This is a genomic window from Rossellomorea aquimaris, assembly GCF_001877785.1.
Taxonomy (GTDB): Bacteria; Bacillota; Bacilli; order Bacillales; family Bacillaceae_B; genus Rossellomorea; species Rossellomorea aquimaris_A.
The window spans coordinates 128,152-145,997 of the sequence record NZ_MINN01000096.1; the positions used below are offsets into that span (position 1 = coordinate 128,152).

Consider the following 17,846-nt stretch of genomic DNA (forward strand, 5'->3'; position numbering starts at 1 on the left):
AACCCCCTAACTATTCATTCTTCAATTTCTCGATCATCTTGATGCCGTATCCTGCAAGCATATGATCGGGTTGGATCTCGACCGCCTTATTAAAATACTCCAATGCCTTATCAGCATCATCTTTATAGCCTGCATAGGCGACTCCCAGATTGTAATAAGCATCTGCATGGCCCGGCTCTTTTTCAATGACCTTTGAAAGCTGACCGATTGACTCCTCATACGCTTCTGCCTGCGCAAGGCATAAACCAAGCTGGAAGCGTGCTTCGATGTCCTCTTCATTGAGCTCCACACTTCTTTGCAGATAGGGAATGGCAAACTTAGGCTGCTCCAGATTAACAAGGCTCAGGCCGAGCATAAAGTACACATCCGCATTTTCCATCCCTTTCTGGACCGCTTTCTCGAATTGTCCCTTGGCGGAATCAAAATCCTCTTCATTAAAGTATAGATTTCCAAGTGAATAGTACGCAGCTGCTGCATCTTCGTCGACCGAAACCGCCCTCTCGAAGAAAGACTTTGCCTTTTCGTTGTCACCGACGGACAACAGGACATTTCCGAAGTTGATATATCCGACAGGATCTTTCGGATTTTCATCGATAGCTTCAGTAAAGAGTTTCACCGCTTCCTCGAGTTTCCCTTCTTGCAGTAACTCGACTCCTTTTAAGTTCTTATCCATTTTCAGCACCTCTATCATATCGTTATGTATTTTAACCAGTTGGTTTTCAGGTTCGAATTGCTCTCAGTATACCATATTTCCATAAGTGAAAAGAGCGTAAAGAAAGGACTGGGACGAAGGAATAGTATACTACCTTCTTCACAGTCCTTATCATTCTTACCCTGCCGGCGTCATCAACCGACATAGGTCAGTTGTTTTTCATCTTTATAGATTGTATCAATCGTTCCACCGCCGAGACATTCATCTCCATCGTAGAATACAACTGCCTGCCCCGGTGTGACGGCACGGATCGGTTCATCGAAGATCACTTTAGCCTGTCCATTATCGAGAGGGATCACCGTTACAGAATTGTCAGCCTGACGGTAGCGGAATTTTGCCGTACATTTGAATTCTGACGGTTTTTCTTTGTCAGACGTCCAGTGCACATCCGCTGCAAGGATGGAGTCGGAATACAATGCAGGATGTTCAAATCCCTGTCCTACATACAGTACATTCCGTTCCAGGTCTTTTCCGATGGCAAACCAAGGGTCTCCGGCACCGCCGATCCCAAGACCGTGACGCTGTCCGATCGTATAATACATCAATCCGTCATGTTTGCCCATCACTTTGCCGTCCATCGTTTCCATATTCCCCGGCTGCGCAGGAAGGTAATTGCTCAAGAACTCCTTGAAATTCCTTTCACCGATAAAGCAGATTCCCGTACTGTCTTTTTTGGCAGCGGTGGCAAGACCTGCTTCTTTCGCAATTTCCCGCACCTTTTTCTTATCGATCCCGCCAAGCGGGAACATGACTTTCTCAAGCTGATCCTGCCCAAGTTGATTAAGGAAGTAAGTTTGATCTTTATTGTTATCGACTCCGCGGAGCATCTTATATTCCCCATCGCGGTATTCGACTTGTGCATAGTGCCCGGTTGCAAGATAATCGGCACCTAGTTTCATCGCGTGCTCAAGAAATGCTTTGAATTTGATTTCTTTGTTGCACATCACATCCGGGTTCGGCGTCCTGCCAGCTTTGTATTCATCAAGGAAATAGGTGAATACCTTATCCCAATATTGTTTTTCGAAATTGACAGCGTAGTAAGGGATTCCGATTTGGTTGCATACACGAATGACATCATTATAATCCTCGGTCGCTGTGCATACTCCATTTTCATCCGTGTCATCCCAGTTCTTCATGAAAATCCCGATGACTTCGTATCCTTGCTCTTTTAAAAGCAGAGCAGCAACTGAAGAGTCCACACCGCCGGACATCCCGACGACCACTCTTGTATCCTTAGGGTCCTTGTTCATTTTACGCCACCTCCTTATTTCTTTTGCTTTCTATATCTTCAAGGGGATCAGGACACCAATCGTCCAACCACCTTGGCAACTTCGATTGCAGCCTGCTCGATTTGCGCTTCTGTATTCCCGAGACCAAAACTGAAACGGATTGAATCCCTCGTTCTTCCGGACTCTTTTCCGAACATGGCAACCAATACGTGGGAAGGTTCAATCGACCCTGCCGTACACGCTGAACCGCTCGATACGGCAATGCCGGCCATATCCAGATTCATCAGCATCGATTCAACATCCGTTCCGGGAAAGCTTAAGTTTAGCACATGGGGTAATCCATGCTCAAGAGAACTGTTCTCATCGAATTCAACATTTTTTTCCATCAGTGTCTTTCGGAACAATTCCTTGAATCCTTCATACATAGCACTCTTCTCGTCCAAGCTCTGCTGGGCGAGTTCAACGGCTTTTCCCAGACCGGCAATCGCCGGCACATTTTCCGTACCTGCACGCCTCTTACGTTCCTGCTCGCCCCCGAATGTGCCGGGCTGCAGGTTCACGTTTTGACAGCAGTAAAGGAAACCGACCCCTTTAGGTCCGTTGATCTTGTGCCCTGAAACAGACAGCATATCGACGCCAAGTTCGTTCACATCGATATCCATCAAACCGAATGCCTGCACTGCATCGGTATGGAAGTAGGCATCATGATCCTTCAGGAGCTGTCCGATTTCCCTGATGGGCTGAATGGTCCCAACCTCGTTATTTCCATACATGACCGTCACCAGGATCGTATCCGGCCGGAGGGCATGGTCCAGATCTTCCAATGAAATCCTGCCTGATTCATCAACCGGAAGATACGTAACCTCGAATCCTTGTTCTTCTAAATGCCTGCATGTATGAAGGACCGCATGATGTTCAATTTGGGTGGTGATAATATGCTTCCCTCTGGAGTTGTTGGCATGTACCGTACCTATGATGGCTAAATTATCAGCCTCGGTCCCGCCGCTTGTAAAAATGATTTCATTATAATCCGCCTTCAGGCTCTTGGCGATTTTCGTCCGTGCCTGATCCACAAGATGACGGGCCGAACGGCCAAAAGAATGAATGCTTGAAGGGTTCCCGAACGTCTCTTTCATGACAGAAGTCATTTCCTCTATGACCTCTGCATGCATCGGGGACGTAGCGGCATGATCCATGTATATTATTTCCATCTTCAGGCACCTCCTAAATATAAAACATGTATGCGTCGGATTCGCCGTCATCTGAATGACTTGCTAAATCTTCAATTGTCGTATTATCCAATACGTCTTTCACTGCATCACGGATACGAATCCATAATTCGCGTTTAGCAGGCTCTTCGTCTTCTATTCCTTCAACCGGGCTGATCGGCCCTTCGAGTATACGGATAATATCCCCCGCCGTGATTTCAGATGGGTCATGTCCGAGTACATATCCGCCGTATGCGCCGCGTATGCTTCTCACCAGCCCGCTGTTCCTGAGGGGAGCGACAAGCTGCTCAAGATAATGTTCCGAAAGGTCATGCTGCTGGGCAATTGTTTTCAGGGATGTCGGCCCCTCCCCGTGACGCTTCGCCAACTCAATCATAATCGTCAAGCCATACCGGCCCTTAGTAGATATCTTCATTATTCCTGCACCTCTTAAAAAATCATTTAGTAACTGCAATTGCGTATATAATGTGGACCGTTCCTTTCCGCTGCAGGCACAAGATTCCCCGGGGAGGAAGTCGAGCCTCCTCGGCGTTCCGCCTGTGGGTCAGAAAAGCGGAGGCGGCTTGCTCAGCCCCGACAAGCATAAGATGAATGGGCCGGGAAGGCGTCTTTTTGCCTTCTTGGACCATTTAGCTTATGACCTCGAGGGGCTAGCCGCCGGATCTGGACAAGTCTCGACTTTTCCTCTATATCCCGTCGGAGTCAAGTGCATTCCGCTCCAATCCACTCACTTGGTGTCATTCAGATCACCACTATAACTTTTTATAAGCTATTGATTAAGATTTAATTTTTCTTTCAGCTTTGCACAATATTTTTATTGATTTAAATACTTTCCAGCTGTTGATTGGAGTGGAAGACGCAGACTCCTGCGGGAGAAGTGTCCAATAAGAAAAGCGGAAGGGCTTTGTTTAGAGGCTGTGGCATAAGACGAATCGGCCACGAAGGCGGGCTTTGCCTTCTTGGTCGGTTTGGCTTATGACATGTGCCTCTAAGCCCTGAAGCTAGACAAGTGAGACCCCGCAGGCTTGCCGAGGAGGCTCACGGGCCACCCGCGGAAAGCGAAGTCATCCACGGAAATCAACAGCGGCAATTGAAAGTTTCATCAGTATTAACCCTTGTTATTATAGCATATACATTTATCTGCTGTGAAAAGGTTCAATCATATATGCTTCCGGGCGGTATCATTTCCTAATGGGGTTGTGCTGTGATAAAGTGATGAAAAGAACACTAGTTTGGAGAGATTTGTTATGGCTATTAAACCACTCGCCTTCAGGATGAGGCCGCGGACAATCGAAGAGATCATCGGGCAGCAGCACCTGGTGGGAGAAGGAAAGATCATCGACCGGATGGTAAAAGCAAAGCAGCTTTCCTCCATGATTTTATACGGACCGCCCGGAATCGGAAAGACTTCGATTGCAAGCGCCATTGCCGGAAGCACCAAATATAGATTCAAAACATTGAACGCAGTCACTAACAATAAAAAAGATATACAGATCGTTGCGGAAGAAGCCAAGATGTCGGGGAAAGTCATTTTGCTTCTTGATGAGGTACACCGTCTGGATAAAGGAAAACAGGATTTCCTGCTTCCATACCTGGAAAATGGGATGATTACATTGATCGGGGCCACAACAAGCAATCCATACCACGCGATCAACCCCGCCATCAGAAGCAGATGCCAGATTTTCGAATTGAAGCCGCTCTCGGCAGACGAAATGAAAACAGCCATATACAGGGCGGTTGAGGATAAGGAGCGGGGCCTTGGGGATTACTCCCTGGAAATATCAGATGAAGCCGTCCATCATTTCGCAAGCAGCAGCAACGGAGATGTAAGAAGTTCGCTGAACGCACTGGAACTTTCAGTCTTATCCACTTCTCCCGACACGGACGGTGTGATTCACATCGACGTCGGCATCGCAGAGGAGTGCCTTCAGAAGAAAAGCTTTTCCCATGACAAAGACGGTGATGCGCATTATGATGTATTGAGCGCTTTTCAAAAATCGATAAGGGGAAGCGATGTGAATGCCGCACTCCATTATTTAGGAAGACTCGTTGAAGCCGGCGATCTGCCGAGCATCGCCCGCCGGCTGCTCGTCATTGCCTATGAGGATATCGGTCTTGCCAATCCATCAGCAGGGACCAGGACGCTAGCGGCTGTCGAAACGGCTGAAAAAATCGGGTTTCCAGAAGCACGGATCCCGCTGGCCAATGCCATCATCGAACTCTGCCTGTCGCCGAAATCCAATTCCGCCATTCTTGCAATCGACGGGGCTCTTTCTGATATCCGGAAAGGGAAAAGCGGGGAAGTCCCGGATCATCTGAAGGACGCCCACTATAAAGGGGCAAGTGAACTGGGAAGAGGAATCGAATATAAATATCCGCATGACTACGATTCAGGATGGGTCCCGCAGACCTACCTGCCGGACCGGTTGAAAAATGCACGCTACTACACCCCTAAATCGACCGGGAAATTCGAGCAGGCCATCGCAGGAGTATATGAGAAAATCAATAAGCAGATGAAATAGTGAATGTGAGCCAGACCCTTTTATAGGGTCTGGCTCTTTTGACACCATCGGGCTGCTGTCACATACACTGATAAAAAGTCCGCGGAGGTCATGCCGATGATCATTCTGAAAGACGGCTCTTCCACAACCAATTTAAAAGGGCTGCCTGCTTCAGCACCACTGATTTTGAGTGCCCTAGAAAAAAGCAAAATACGGTATGAATACAATGACCTTAAAGAACTCTCTTTCGAAGTGAAAATGAGGGATCGAATCATTGAAAACAGCAGATGGCTGAACAACAGTGCTGCGACGTTTTCTGCCTTTGCGGCATCATCCTTCAATCCATACTACTGGATCAAAACGATGAACGGGTACCGCCTGCGGCCGGGCAGGCGTCCTTCAGCGGCGATCAAAGATGTATTCGAGAATCCTTATTTGTACAGTTTCGAATGTGTGACAACCGTTGTGCTTCTTTACTATAAATCCATCCTTGATACGATACGGACCGAATATTTCGACCGCCTTTATTCCCCCATGCACATTTGGGGCCATAATTACAATGAGGCCATGCATATGGAAACGTACGAAGGAGTCGACAACATACCCGGAGATGTACATTACTTTTATAATCCAGATTACGGCGATCCGATCTGGATGGGTGAAAACGCCGTTTACCTGGGACCGGATCAATATTTCGGGCACGGAATCGGGATCGTCACACGTGACAAGATGATTGAAGCGCTCAATACTCTGAGAAAGATAAACGCCACGAAATCTGCCTATCTCCTTAACCAGACAACGAGACTGAATTTCTCTGAACTTTATAAGTACTCATAAAAAAAGACGGTCCGCATGTAGACCGTCTTTTTGCTGTAAAATTTTTGAGAAGTCAGCCCGCCAGGCTGACTTCGGAAATTCCTTTACTAGGCTGCCACATCCCGCTTCCTAAAAACAAAGAATGCAAGCAGCTGGAAGATGGCAAAGTATATGATCAGCATGGTGATCGAGAAGCCCATCGTCATCCCCTTTACCATCGGCTGACTGAAACCGGTGTACTGAGTCAGATTCGTGTTGGCGAACAGACTGTATTTAGCCCAGTCAAATTTCATCGCCAATAATTGTGTTGCATTAGCTCCCATGAACAACAGGAATAAGGATAGTCCGATTGCAAGGGAAGAGCTTCTGAATACCGTCGAAATCATGAAAGCCATCGTGGCCATCATCATCACATCTATTGATAATAATAAATAGGTTTTGATCAGGTATGCAACGATATTCTGCTCAACCACTTCACCATCAATATAAGCAAGGTGAACAGATTGACCCGCGCCTCCGAACAGGATTAGTCCCAATAGGGAGGAAACTGCGAAAAGAATCGCAAGCATCGTCACTCCATACAGGATCACAGTGAGATATTTTGAAAGTAATATCTTCGACCTAGAAATCGGACGGATCAACAACAGCTTGATTGTCCCCCATGAAAATTCACTTGCCACGATACCTGCTGCCACGATGATCGCAAACAAGCCGACTAGCGTCACGGCAAAGCCATTCGTCTCTACAAAGGTCCATACCGTTTCTTTCGACTTTGGTGCAATATCGTTTTCAATCCTGTACTCGTTGATGGCTACTCTTTCTTCCATCAATCCTTTATTGTATCTATCTATACCACCTTCAGAAAGTGCTTTTTTCTCACCTTCGACCTGCATGGCGAGTTCCTGCTTCCAATTATCGGTTTCTTTCACTTTTGAGTCTTCATATTTTGTGAATGCACCGACTACCCCTATTATCAAAATTAATATACCGAGCATGACCCAAGTACCTACGCGCCTGAAGATTTTCATCCATTCGTTCTTGATCAGATTAAGCATGCATGACTTCTCCCTTCTCATCCGTGATTTCGAGGAATCTGTCCTCTAATGACTTCGCCACCTGCATGACACTGAATATTTCCACATCGTTCTCCACGAATGCTTTAACCAGCTGAGGAACCTGTTCTTTTGTAATGCCCGTTTGAAGCTTGTTATTCTTCACTTCGAATACAAGGGAAGGATTGAAGATGTTCATCACAGCACGCGCCTTTTCTTCATCATTCACTTCAAATTGATAGACGAGCTCCTTCCCGTCCACAAAATCACGTACAGTCTGAACATCGACAAGCTTCCCTTTTTGAATGATCCCGATGCGGTCACACATCATTTCCATTTCGGAAAGCAGGTGACTCGATACAATGACAGCCATACCTTCTTCTTCTGCCAACTTTCGTATGTAGGCACGAATTTCACGGATACCGGCAGGATCCAATCCATTTGTCGGTTCATCCAATATCAGGATTTTCGGTCTGTGAAGCAGGCACTGCGCGAGGCCGAGCCGCTGTCTCATTCCAAGGGAATATGTCTTGACTTTGTCATGGATCCGATCAGTCAAGCCGACCAATTCGACTACTTCCTTGATTCTTTCATCAGTTATCCCTGTTTGCATCCGGGCGAAATGCTGCAGATTTTTATATCCCGACATGAATTTATAAAGCTCCGGATTTTCGACAATCGCTCCGACAGATGCAATCGCCCCTTCAAAGTCTTTCTTGATGCTTTTACCCGAGATCAGTACATCCCCCTGGGATATGCTCATCAACCCGACAATCATTCTGATCGTCGTCGTTTTCCCTGCTCCATTCGGTCCCAGGAATCCAAATACTTCTCCCTCATACACATCAAAAGAAAGGTCATCTATGATCTTTTTTCCCTTAATGACTTTTGATACGTTTTGTAACTTCACAATCGTATTCATTCTTCTCTACTCCCTCCAGCCGTCTTTTTCTTCAACCATTGAAGCACTGATAATCCTTCTTCTTCCCTCAGCTTCTCCACTTCGCAATGACCTTCGATCCTGCCATTATGGATGATATAGGCTTCATCCAGGATTGCTTCGATTTCATCAATTTCGTGCGTGGCGATGATGACCGTCTGATTGCCAAAGTCAATATATGAAATCAGACTCTTCACAATCGAATCCCTGACCATCGGATCCAGTCCCGAAAACGGTTCATCCAAGAGAAGCACCTCTGTATTACGTGACAGGGTGAGGATAAGTTTCAATCTTCCACGATTTCCCTTTGATAAATGTTTAATTTTTTTATTTTTGTCCAAATCCATGAATTCTGACAGCTCATATGCTTTCTTCCTGTCAAAGTCTTTGAACTGCGAAGCATAGAAGGAAATCATCCCATCAACAGAGAAAGCTTCGTAGAACATATCCAGCTCTGTCAAATAAGCCACTTTATCCGCTATTTTCCTGGTAACTGCCTCTTCGTTCACGGTCACAGTCCCGCTGCTTGGAATAACGAGACCGGCAATCATCTTTAAGGTAGTTGATTTACCGCTGCCGTTAGGACCCAGCAATCCGTAAATTTTCCCTTTCTTAAACTGTAGCGTGGTGTTTTCAAGTGCCGTCCCATGTCCATATTTTTTTGTCACCTCTTGAAACCGGATCACTTCTATTCCCCCTTCCCATACTTTTCAAGGCTTTCGATCATTTGCTGTTTCGACAGGCCGAGTTCTTTCATGTTGCGGATGAATTGCTCCACCACTTCCTTTTGGACTTTCTCATTCAACACTGACAGAATCTCCTTATTTTCAGTCACAAATGTTCCCTGCCCTCTCCTTGTCTCCACAATGTCCATCCTTTCTAATTCACTGTACGTTCTTTGAATGGTATTCGGATTTACTCCCGATTGAATCGCCATCTCCCTGACGGAGGGCAGCTTATCTCCAGGATTTAATTCTTTTCTGACGATCCCCCGGATGATGCGGTCTGCTATTTGCACGTATATCGGCTTTGATGCTGTATATTCTTCTGTCATTCCTTACACCTCGACTTTACGGTCTAATAACCAGCAGGAAATGATGAACAAAGAGATCATGACAAGCCCTTCAAAAGCGAAGGGAAGGATGGGAAACGGGATGATTTCACTGTAAAATCCTGCATCTGCATTTTTCTGGCCAACAGTAAAAGCAAAACCTGCTGGTACGTCGATCGTCCACGCTTCAAAAAGATCCTGCACCCAGCCAAAGCTCATCAACATCGCTGTTATGCTTTGATAGACAATAATAAATCCAAGGATGAACAGCCATCTTATATTTTTGATGGGTGGGAATTTCCCCAGTGCATAGTACAATGTCCAAAAGAAAAAAATCCAGATGGAAAAGTTAAGTGCAGCAGCTGATATTCCTAAATTGAATAGGATCCCTTCCTTAATCGGCCAATAAGAAAAGAAGTTCGCTGAATCCGGCAGGCCTGCGAGGCTGAGGACCCCCAGAATATCAACCAGTAAAAAAGAAGCGGTTGAATAAATGAAAGCAAGGATCAACTTCGGCACGATCAATTTAAAGCCGCTTTGCGGACTGTGAAGCCACAGCTGGGTCTTTCCTTCCACCCTGAGCATGGAGAATAAGATGACCGGCATGACGGCAAGATGAAAGATCCCGAGCATAATGACAAACACAACAACAACAGTCGGTTCGCCTATAACCCTGCCGAGTATCAACCCCAATGCATAAATGAATAAGATAATGGCGATCCAGCCGTAAAACCAAATTTTTGATGTTTTAAAATCCTTCCACAGAAGTCCTTTAAATGGGCTCATATCCGACTCTCCCTAAAGTGTTTTAGTGTTCTAGTTAGATAGTACACTATGACACATTTACAAGTCAATCCTTTTTACATAAAATGGGTTCATTAATTTTATGGGTTGTGTAAAGCTATAAAAAAGAGCATATGCAGGGAGGGATATCATGAATTCTTCAAGGAAAGGCTGGACAGATTCCGAGGAAAAACTGTTAATTGAAACAGTGGATTCTTTTGTAGCAAAAGGATTTACAAAGAAAGCCGCGTTTCAGGAAGCAGCGGAGAAAATGAACCGCACAACGGCGACTTGTTCGCATCATTATTATGCGATCAGGAAAAAGAACGCTATGGCAGCGGACAGTTCTCCCCTTACTCTTCAGGCTTGTATCCATTTCCTGAAAAACATGCAGCAGCCTGATACCCTGCCGGGGGAAAATGAAAGACTGCAGCAAGAAAAAAAGGAGGTCCTTCATGATCAGAAAAAGTTGAAGGGAAGATATGAGAGTCTCCTGAAAAAACAAAAGAAGCTGCAGCATCTGCTCTCGATCCTTAAAGAAGCGGAGCATTACGGTGAGGCTTCATCCAAACCTGTCATCCATTGATGATCCTAAAAAAGAAAGGCCCGTCTGCACGAAGACGGGCCTTTCCTCACTTATTTATCTTTCACTCGTTTGATTTCAATATCTTTCAACAGCTGATTCACTGCATAACTCGCCTGAATCAATCCTGCAACGGATGGAACAAAAGCATTGGAAGACGGCGGCATCTGTGCCTTCCTGATCTTGGCATCATCTTTTCCGACTTCCTTTCGTACATCTTCACGGATGACAATCGGACTTTCATCCGAAAATACGACAGGAACACCTTTTTTGATTCCTTGTTTCTTCAAACGTGTACGGATGACTTTCGCAATCGGATCCGTATGCGTTTTACTGATATCCGCAATCTGGAAGCGGGTCGGATCTGTTTTATTTGCCGCACCCATGCTTGAGATCAAAGGTATTTCCCTTTTCAGGCATTCTTTCATGAGATGGATCTTGTAGGCAATCGTATCGGAAGAGTCAATGACAAAGTCCAAGCCGTGACTGAAGAACTCCTCATATGTTTCTTCTGTATAGAACATCTTCAGGGAGATGACTTCACATTCAGGGTTAATATCTTTGATGCGGTCGCGCATCAGATCGGCTTTGGGCTTTCCAACAGTAGAAAGGAGCGCATGGATCTGGCGGTTTACATTTGTGATATCGACATCGTCTTTATCCACCAGCACGAGGCGGCCGACACCGGAACGAGCCAATGCTTCTGCTGCAAAAGAGCCCACTCCTCCGATTCCGAGAACGGCAACCGTGCTGTTCCTCAGGATATCGAGTCCTTCCTTTCCGATCGCTAGTTCATTTCTGGAAAACTGGTGTAGCATTCGATCAACTCCATTATAAGTATTCGACTAGGTTTATACTGAATTAGAATAAAGGATAGCAGGGGGAAAATCAACTTGAAATCTTTTCTGAGCTTTGTCTTCTATTTCCGCTTTTGATTTCCGTGCAAGACTTCGCTTTCCGCGGGTAGCCCGTGAGCCTCCTCGGTCGTACCTCCCTGCGGGTGGGAAAAGCGGAGGGGCTTTGCTCAGAGGCGGGTGGCATAAGGCGAATCGGCCATGAAGGCGTTTTTTGCCTTCTTGGACGAGTTGACTTATGACATGTGCCTCTAAGCCCCGCAGCTAGACACGTCTCACATTAGCTACTCTTCCCGCAGGAGTCTTCGTCTTGCACTCCAATCAACCGCTGGAGTCAATTTATAATGTTGAATTCATTTCTGTTTATTTTCTTCTATCCTTACTTCGCCGCCGTAAACTCATAATTACCATTCTTTCAATTTTACACACAAAAAACCAGGCATATTTCAGCCTGGTTTTATATCAAATATGATTCATTTCAATTGGAGTAAACGAGTCCCAATTGTGCCGTCGCTGCGATTCCTTCGTTTTGAACCCGCTCTCGGCAGGTGGGTGCTTTGCTCTGTTAGTTGTAAGTCCACTGAAAGAGGCATGAACGCGTAACAGAAACGACAAGCTCCCAAAGTTTTAATTGTTCGGTCAAAACTATCAGGGTTAACGTCGTACACATCAGGACTCGTTTGATTGTTTAAATCATATCATAAGAAGTTTGAATTTTCAATGAATGGCCCTTAGGAACTTTTACTCATTCTTCAAATCAAGTGATAATGATAGTTCCTTCAATTGAGCTTCACTGACTCCGCCCGGCGCTTCCGTCAGCATGCAGCTTGCGCTTGCCGTCTTAGGGAAGGCGATGGTATCGCGCAAGTTGGTGCGTCCTGCAAGTAGCATGACCAGACGATCGAGGCCGAGTGCGATCCCGCCGTGAGGAGGCGTCCCGTATTCAAATGCTTCCAACAAGAATCCGAACTGCTCCTGGGCTTCTTCTTTTGAGAATCCAAGTACTTTGAACATCTTCTCCTGGATGTCGCGTTCGTAGATACGCAGGGATCCTCCCCCGAGTTCATATCCATTCAACACAAGGTCATATGCTTCTGCACGGACATCGGCAGGATTTGAATCGAATTTTTCAAGGTCTTCGCGCACAGGCATCGTAAACGGGTGATGCGCTGCATAGTAACGATTTTCTTCCTCATCGAATTCAAGAAGCGGCCAGTCTGTCACCCAAAGGAAATTGAATTTACTCTCATCAATCAATTCAAGTTCTTTTCCTAATTTCAAGCGAAGGGCTCCCAATGCATCTGCTACAACAGATTTTTTATCTGCCACGAATAGAAGCAGGTCACCCGTTTCAGCCTCCGAAGCAGCAGAGATTTGGGATGCATCTTCTTCTGAAACGAATTTTGAAATTGGCCCTTTCAAACCTTCCTCCTCAACTTTCAGCCAGGCAAGTCCCTTCGCTCCATAACGTGCAACGAATTCAGTCAATCCGTCAATATCTTTACGGGAATACTTTGAAGCAGCCCCTTTGACATTAATCAGTTTCACCTGACCGCCTGAACCGACTGCTCCAGAGAAGACTTTGAATCCTGAATCCTTCACGATTTCAGACACGTCGACAAGCTCCATCGCGAAGCGGGTATCAGGTTTATCCGAACCATAACGATTCATGGCATCATCGTATGTCATGCGCGGGAACGGTGTTTCGACCGTCAAGCCCTTAGCATCATTCATGAGCTTTTTCATCATCTCTTCGACAAGCGCCATGATTTCCTCTTTGTCCATGAAGCTCATTTCCATATCGATCTGGGTGAATTCCGGCTGGCGGTCTGCGCGGAGATCCTCATCACGGAAACAGCGTGCAATCTGATAATAACGGTCAAAGCCTGAAACCATCAGCAGCTGCTTGAAAATCTGAGGGGATTGCGGCAGCGCGTAGAATTCACCGGGATGCACGCGGCTCGGCACCAAATAATCACGTGCCCCTTCTGGAGTGCTCTTTGTCAAGATCGGCGTTTCGACATCCAGGAATCCATTGTCGTTCAAGAATGAGCGGAAAGAAGACGTCACATTGTGTCGCATTTTAAATGTATCAGCCATGACAGAACGGCGAAGGTCGATATAACGGTATTTCAGACGGACATCTTCGGACACTTCCATTTGGTCGTCGATCATGAATGGAGGCGTCTTTGCTTCATTGATGATGTCCACTTTATCAACCTGGATTTCTACTTTTCCAGTCTTTAAATTAGGATTGACCGTTCCTTCAGCTCTTTCAACGACCGTACCGGTAATACTCAGTACGTACTCGTTGCGGATTTTTTCAGCAAGGTTGAGAGCTTCTTCCGAATGATCCGGATTGAATACAGCCTGTACGATTCCTTCCCTGTCCCTGAGGTCGATGAAAATCAATCCGCCGAGGTCTCTTCTCTTCTGGACCCATCCCTTTATTGTCACTTTTTCGCCTATGAATTCTTCTGTTATTTCACCGCAGTATGCTGTTCTTTTTGACATTTTGTTCTCCTCCTTGATGAATTCCTTCATATATTTAGGATAATTTTCCTTTAACCGTTTCAACAAATTGTTCAAGGTCGATTTCTTCCTGGTCCCCGGTTGTCATGTCTTTTAAATTGATTTTATTTTCTTTCAGCTCATCGTCGCCGATCACTGCCACATATTTGGCCTGGCTTCTGTCTGCTGCTTTGAACTGAGCTTTCAGCTTTCGGTCAAGATAATCCTTCTCAGAAGAAATACCTTCTTTTCTTACAGTGTGAAGAAGTTTTACAGCATAATCCTTGGCTTCTTCCCCAAGCGCAACGATGAACAAATCGATTCCCTCATTGATCGGCAGGTCGACTCCTTCAGCCTCCAGTGCAGCAAGCAGCCTTTCAATACTGAATGCAAAACCGATTCCAGGCGTTTCAGGGCCGCCGATTTCTTCGACAAGACCGTTATAGCGTCCGCCTCCGCAAAGCGTCGTGATCGCGCCGAAGCCTTCCGCATTGCTCATGATTTCGAATGCTGTGTGATTATAGTAATCGAGTCCCCTTACGAGCGTTGGATCCACTTCGAATTCTACATCCATATCTTTAAGGTAACGCTGGACTTTTTCAAAGTAGGACTTTGATTCATCATTCAAGTAATCAAGGATGGACGGTGCCGTTGCCATCAATTCATGGTCGCGGTCTTTTTTGCAATCCAGAATCCTCAATGGATTTTTCTCCAGACGGTTTTGACAGTCGCCGCAGAATTCATCTATCCTTGGCTTAAAGTGATTGATGAGGGCTTCCCTGTGTGCATTTCTGCTTCCGGAATCCCCAAGACTGTTGATGACCAGCTTCAACTGTTTCAATCCCAATTCCTTATAGATGCTTATTGCCAGCGAAAGCACTTCCGCATCGATTGCCGGATCTTCACTTCCGAGTGCTTCGACACCGAACTGCACGAACTGGCGGTAGCGGCCTGCCTGCGGACGCTCATACCGGAACATCGGGCCTGAATAGTACAGTTTTACAGGCTGACTCGGATTCCCGTACATCTTATTGCCCACAAACGACCTGACGACTGATGCCGTTCCTTCAGGACGGAGTGCCAGGCTTCTTCCTCCCCTGTCTTCAAACATATACATTTCCTTTTGGACGATGTCCGTTGTATCACCGACACCCCTTGTAAATAATTCGCTTGATTCGAAAATAGGTGTGCGAATTTCTTTATATTGATAGGCATGGCATAATTTTTTTGCCGTTTCCTCTACGTACTGCCACTTTTCCACATCTCCGGGCAGTATATCCTGGGTACCTCTTGGTATTTGAATGGACACGTTGAATTCCTCCTTAAATCAAACTAAATTATGTAAATATAAAAAAGCCCTCGTCCCTTGTCATAAATAACAAGGGACGAGAGCTGTTATCCCGTGGTGCCACCCTAATTGAGGCCTGAATAGACCTCCACTTGAGCCAGTTAACGCCTGGTACGTTCATCTCCTACTAGTATTCGTTCAGAGCGAAACCTTCCCGAGTGTTCATTCACCAAGTCACTTTGCAGAATGCTTTCAGCCGCGGCATTTCCTCTCTTATCCAAGTGTTTCTCTCAGTTACTATTCTCGATCATCGGTTTTATAAAATGTTATTTTATTTCTATAATGATACGTATGGCATAAGTTCATGTCAAGGGAATGACCGAAAATATTTATCAGGACCTTTCCATTTTCTTTTTCAATAACTTGACTTCCCTCAGGGAAAGTCCGAATTCAGATGCAAGTTCAACATTTACAGCATCTTTCTCCCGTTCTACAAAGTGATGAAAATCCAAACCGAATAACTGGTTCTCACCTTTTGAACTCATAAAATTTTTATCACTGGACCTCATTCAGACCATCCTTTCACCTGTTCATATCTACTATCATTTCCAAATACCCAATTTTCTTTCGCATGGAAGGATTTTTAATTTTTTTATCGTATTAAACGGTAATGGGAATTTTTATCTTCATTCAATAAAAGTTCCTTTAAAGACTCCGATAAAAAGTGAGTAAGGAAAAATCAACAGAAGGCGGTGAAGGCAATTAAAAGAATCACAGCAATCATCCTTGTATTATTATTGACCATCCCATTTCTGCCGACGGCGGACGTCCAAGCCGATGAAGGCACGGTGTCGATTGGTACTGCAACGCTCAATGTCCGTACCGGTCCCGGCCTCAGTTATCCTGTCTTGACTCAAGTACATAGAAACCAACAGTTCAGCATTGTCGAGACGAAAGGCGGCTGGTACAAGATCACCACCGGAAGCGGGGATGGATGGGTTGCAGATTGGCTTGTCATCCGTGAAACGGGAGAGTCATTGGATGAATCCGGGCAGCAGGGGACCGTAAATACGGATGGTCTTCGGTTACGGAAGGGTCCGAGCACGTCCGACTCTGTCGTCACAGTCCTGAATAAAGGGGACAAAGTAGCAGTATCCCAGGTAAACGGCAGCTGGATTGCCGTTCAGTCCGGCAACGCAGAGGGGTGGGTCCATGAGGATTTCGTCACCCTTTCAGGGGGTGCTGAAGAATCGGGGGAATCCGTGCCCCAGTCTTCTGAACACTCCTTTGCAACAATCAGTGCAAATTCCCTGAATGTAAGAAGTGAACCTTCCTTGAACGGGGATATCGTCGGTAAGGTAAATGAAGGTGAGCAGTATGCCATCCTGAATGAAAAAAATAATTGGTTCGAGATCAGGCTCTCTGATGACAGCTCAGGCTGGATAGCCAGCTGGTTTGCAGAAACCACCGGGAAAAGTGGGAAAAAGGAATCTGCCTCCCCGGAACAAGGAAACGGTGAAGAAGTGACCATCCTCCATGACGGGACAAATATCAGGAGCAGTGCCGATGTTCAATCCCCGGTAGTAGAACGGGCCGACGGCGGAGAAAGCTTTGCAGTAACAGGCAAGTATGGTGACTGGTATGAAATCCGATTAGAAGACGGCAGTGCCGCTTACGTCGCAGGATGGATTGTTTCATTGAGGACAGGCAGCGGCGGAGAGACCTCTCCTTCGAGAAAGCCAAGCGGAGGGATCAGCGGGAAACTTATCGTCATCGATCCGGGTCACGGCGGCCGTGACAGCGGAACGATCGGTACCAGGGGTACACTTGAGAAACTGATTACGATGAAAACCGGCAAGCTTCTTGCGGACAAGCTGGAACAAGCAGGTGCAGAAGTCGTCATCACAAGAAAAGGCGATGAATATGTTTCCCTTCCATCACGTGTGTCATTGTCCCATTATTATGATGCGGATGCTTTCATCTCCATCCATTTTGACAGCATCAATGACGGCAGCATTGCCGGCCATACGACCTATTATAATAAGGGCTTCCAAGAAGAACTTGCCTATGATGTGCATGAAAGCCTGGCCAGCCGGCTGCCCTCCAGGGACCGCGGCGTCCGAATAGGCGATTACCATGTCATACGCGAAAACAAACAGGCCGCTGTTTTATTGGAGTTAGGGTTCCTAAGCAACCCGGCCGAAGAAGCCAATATGACTTCCGGATCTTTTCAGGACCTGGCTGCGACAGCGATCTACCATGGCTTGAATGACTATTTTTCTGATTGATTATACAGC

General features: G+C 46.1%; 17 protein-coding genes, 1 other RNA gene and 1 other annotated feature. Of the genes, 4 read left to right on the forward strand and 14 right to left on the reverse strand.

All coding sequences use genetic code 11. The features are described from left to right. Positions 1-10: 10 nt before the first annotated feature. The 4 genes from BHE18_RS13190 to cymR form a co-directional block, all read right to left on the reverse strand. A complete protein-coding gene (locus BHE18_RS13190) occupies positions 11-673 on the reverse strand; it encodes a tetratricopeptide repeat protein (RefSeq protein ID WP_071619027.1) in 663 nt (220 codons plus the stop codon). A gap of 173 nt (positions 674-846) precedes the next feature. Continuing rightward, the gene (gene mnmA, locus BHE18_RS13195; RefSeq protein ID WP_071619028.1) at positions 847-1,962 is read right to left on the reverse strand and encodes a tRNA 2-thiouridine(34) synthase MnmA; all 1,116 of its coding nucleotides are present in this window, start codon (positions 1,960-1,962) and stop codon (positions 847-849) included. A 47-nt stretch (positions 1,963-2,009) separates the two neighbouring features. After that, positions 2,010-3,152, reverse strand: a complete 1,143-nt coding sequence (locus BHE18_RS13200) for a cysteine desulfurase family protein (RefSeq protein ID WP_071619029.1) — start codon at positions 3,150-3,152, stop codon at positions 2,010-2,012. A 13-nt stretch (positions 3,153-3,165) separates the two neighbouring features. Then, positions 3,166-3,585: a cysteine metabolism transcriptional regulator CymR gene (cymR, locus tag BHE18_RS13205; RefSeq protein WP_071619030.1), complete on the reverse strand. Its 420-nt coding sequence runs from the start codon at positions 3,583-3,585 to the stop codon at positions 3,166-3,168. Between the two features lie 832 nt (positions 3,586-4,417). On the opposite strand from cymR, the gene BHE18_RS13210 reads away from it, so the two are divergent. Together BHE18_RS13210 and BHE18_RS13215 are read left to right on the forward strand one after the other, a co-directional pair. Further along, positions 4,418-5,692 (forward strand): replication-associated recombination protein A, encoded by a 1,275-nt coding sequence (locus tag BHE18_RS13210; protein ID WP_071619031.1) that lies wholly within the window; start codon positions 4,418-4,420, stop codon positions 5,690-5,692. Positions 5,693-5,788: 96 nt separating this feature from the next. Continuing rightward, positions 5,789-6,508, forward strand: a complete 720-nt coding sequence (locus BHE18_RS13215; protein WP_071619032.1) for a hypothetical protein — start codon at positions 5,789-5,791, stop codon at positions 6,506-6,508. Between the two features lie 86 nt (positions 6,509-6,594). Here BHE18_RS13215 and BHE18_RS13220 read toward each other — a convergent pair whose 3' ends face one another. The 5 genes from BHE18_RS13220 to BHE18_RS13240 are packed head-to-tail and all read right to left on the reverse strand — an operon-like array spanning position 6,595 to position 10,316. Beyond that, entirely contained in the window at positions 6,595-7,542 is a 948-nt protein-coding gene (locus BHE18_RS13220) for an ABC transporter permease (protein ID WP_071619033.1), read from the reverse strand. Further along, positions 7,535-8,461 (reverse strand): ABC transporter ATP-binding protein, encoded by a 927-nt coding sequence (locus BHE18_RS13225; RefSeq protein WP_071619034.1) that lies wholly within the window; start codon positions 8,459-8,461, stop codon positions 7,535-7,537. Before BHE18_RS13225 ends, BHE18_RS13220 begins: the two co-directional genes overlap by 8 nt. After that, entirely contained in the window at positions 8,458-9,165 is a 708-nt protein-coding gene (locus BHE18_RS13230; RefSeq protein WP_071619035.1) for an ABC transporter ATP-binding protein, read from the reverse strand. Before BHE18_RS13230 ends, BHE18_RS13225 begins: the two co-directional genes overlap by 4 nt. A gap of 2 nt (positions 9,166-9,167) precedes the next feature. Then, the gene (locus tag BHE18_RS13235) at positions 9,168-9,533 is read right to left on the reverse strand and encodes a GntR family transcriptional regulator (protein WP_071619036.1); all 366 of its coding nucleotides are present in this window, start codon (positions 9,531-9,533) and stop codon (positions 9,168-9,170) included. Between the two features lie 3 nt (positions 9,534-9,536). Then, positions 9,537-10,316 (reverse strand): hypothetical protein, encoded by a 780-nt coding sequence (locus BHE18_RS13240; protein ID WP_071619037.1) that lies wholly within the window; start codon positions 10,314-10,316, stop codon positions 9,537-9,539. A 148-nt stretch (positions 10,317-10,464) separates the two neighbouring features. Between BHE18_RS13240 and BHE18_RS13245 the strand changes: the two genes are divergently transcribed. Beyond that, the gene (locus BHE18_RS13245) at positions 10,465-10,899 is read left to right on the forward strand and encodes a hypothetical protein (protein WP_071619038.1); all 435 of its coding nucleotides are present in this window, start codon (positions 10,465-10,467) and stop codon (positions 10,897-10,899) included. Between the two features lie 50 nt (positions 10,900-10,949). Here the strand turns inward: BHE18_RS13245 and BHE18_RS13250 are convergent, their stop codons facing one another. The 5 genes from BHE18_RS13250 to BHE18_RS13270 form a co-directional block, all read right to left on the reverse strand. After that, complete coding sequence (locus BHE18_RS13250; RefSeq protein ID WP_071619039.1) at positions 10,950-11,714, reverse strand: tRNA threonylcarbamoyladenosine dehydratase; 765 nt, start codon at positions 11,712-11,714, stop codon at positions 10,950-10,952. Between the two features lie 527 nt (positions 11,715-12,241). Then, a non-coding RNA gene (gene ssrS, locus BHE18_RS13255) (6S RNA) lies at positions 12,242-12,429 on the reverse strand. A gap of 62 nt (positions 12,430-12,491) precedes the next feature. Beyond that, positions 12,492-14,264 carry an aspartate--tRNA ligase gene (gene aspS / locus BHE18_RS13260; RefSeq protein WP_071619311.1) on the reverse strand — a complete coding sequence of 591 codons (1,773 nt, stop codon included), beginning with the start codon at positions 14,262-14,264 and terminating at the stop codon, positions 12,492-12,494. Positions 14,265-14,298: 34 nt separating this feature from the next. Then, on the reverse strand, positions 14,299-15,570 hold the full coding sequence (gene hisS / locus BHE18_RS13265; RefSeq protein ID WP_071619040.1) for a histidine--tRNA ligase: 1,272 nt from the start codon (positions 15,568-15,570) through the stop codon (positions 14,299-14,301). Between the two features lie 69 nt (positions 15,571-15,639). Continuing rightward, positions 15,640-15,869, reverse strand: a binding site (T-box leader). Positions 15,870-15,941: 72 nt separating this feature from the next. Next, positions 15,942-16,118, reverse strand: a complete 177-nt coding sequence (locus BHE18_RS13270) for an RNA polymerase subunit sigma-70 (RefSeq protein WP_071619041.1) — start codon at positions 16,116-16,118, stop codon at positions 15,942-15,944. Positions 16,119-16,301: 183 nt separating this feature from the next. Between BHE18_RS13270 and BHE18_RS13275 the strand changes: the two genes are divergently transcribed. Continuing rightward, positions 16,302-17,837, forward strand: coding sequence for an SH3 domain-containing protein (locus BHE18_RS13275; RefSeq protein ID WP_083573781.1), 1,536 nt, complete (start codon positions 16,302-16,304; stop codon positions 17,835-17,837). Positions 17,838-17,846 lie beyond the last annotated feature (9 nt).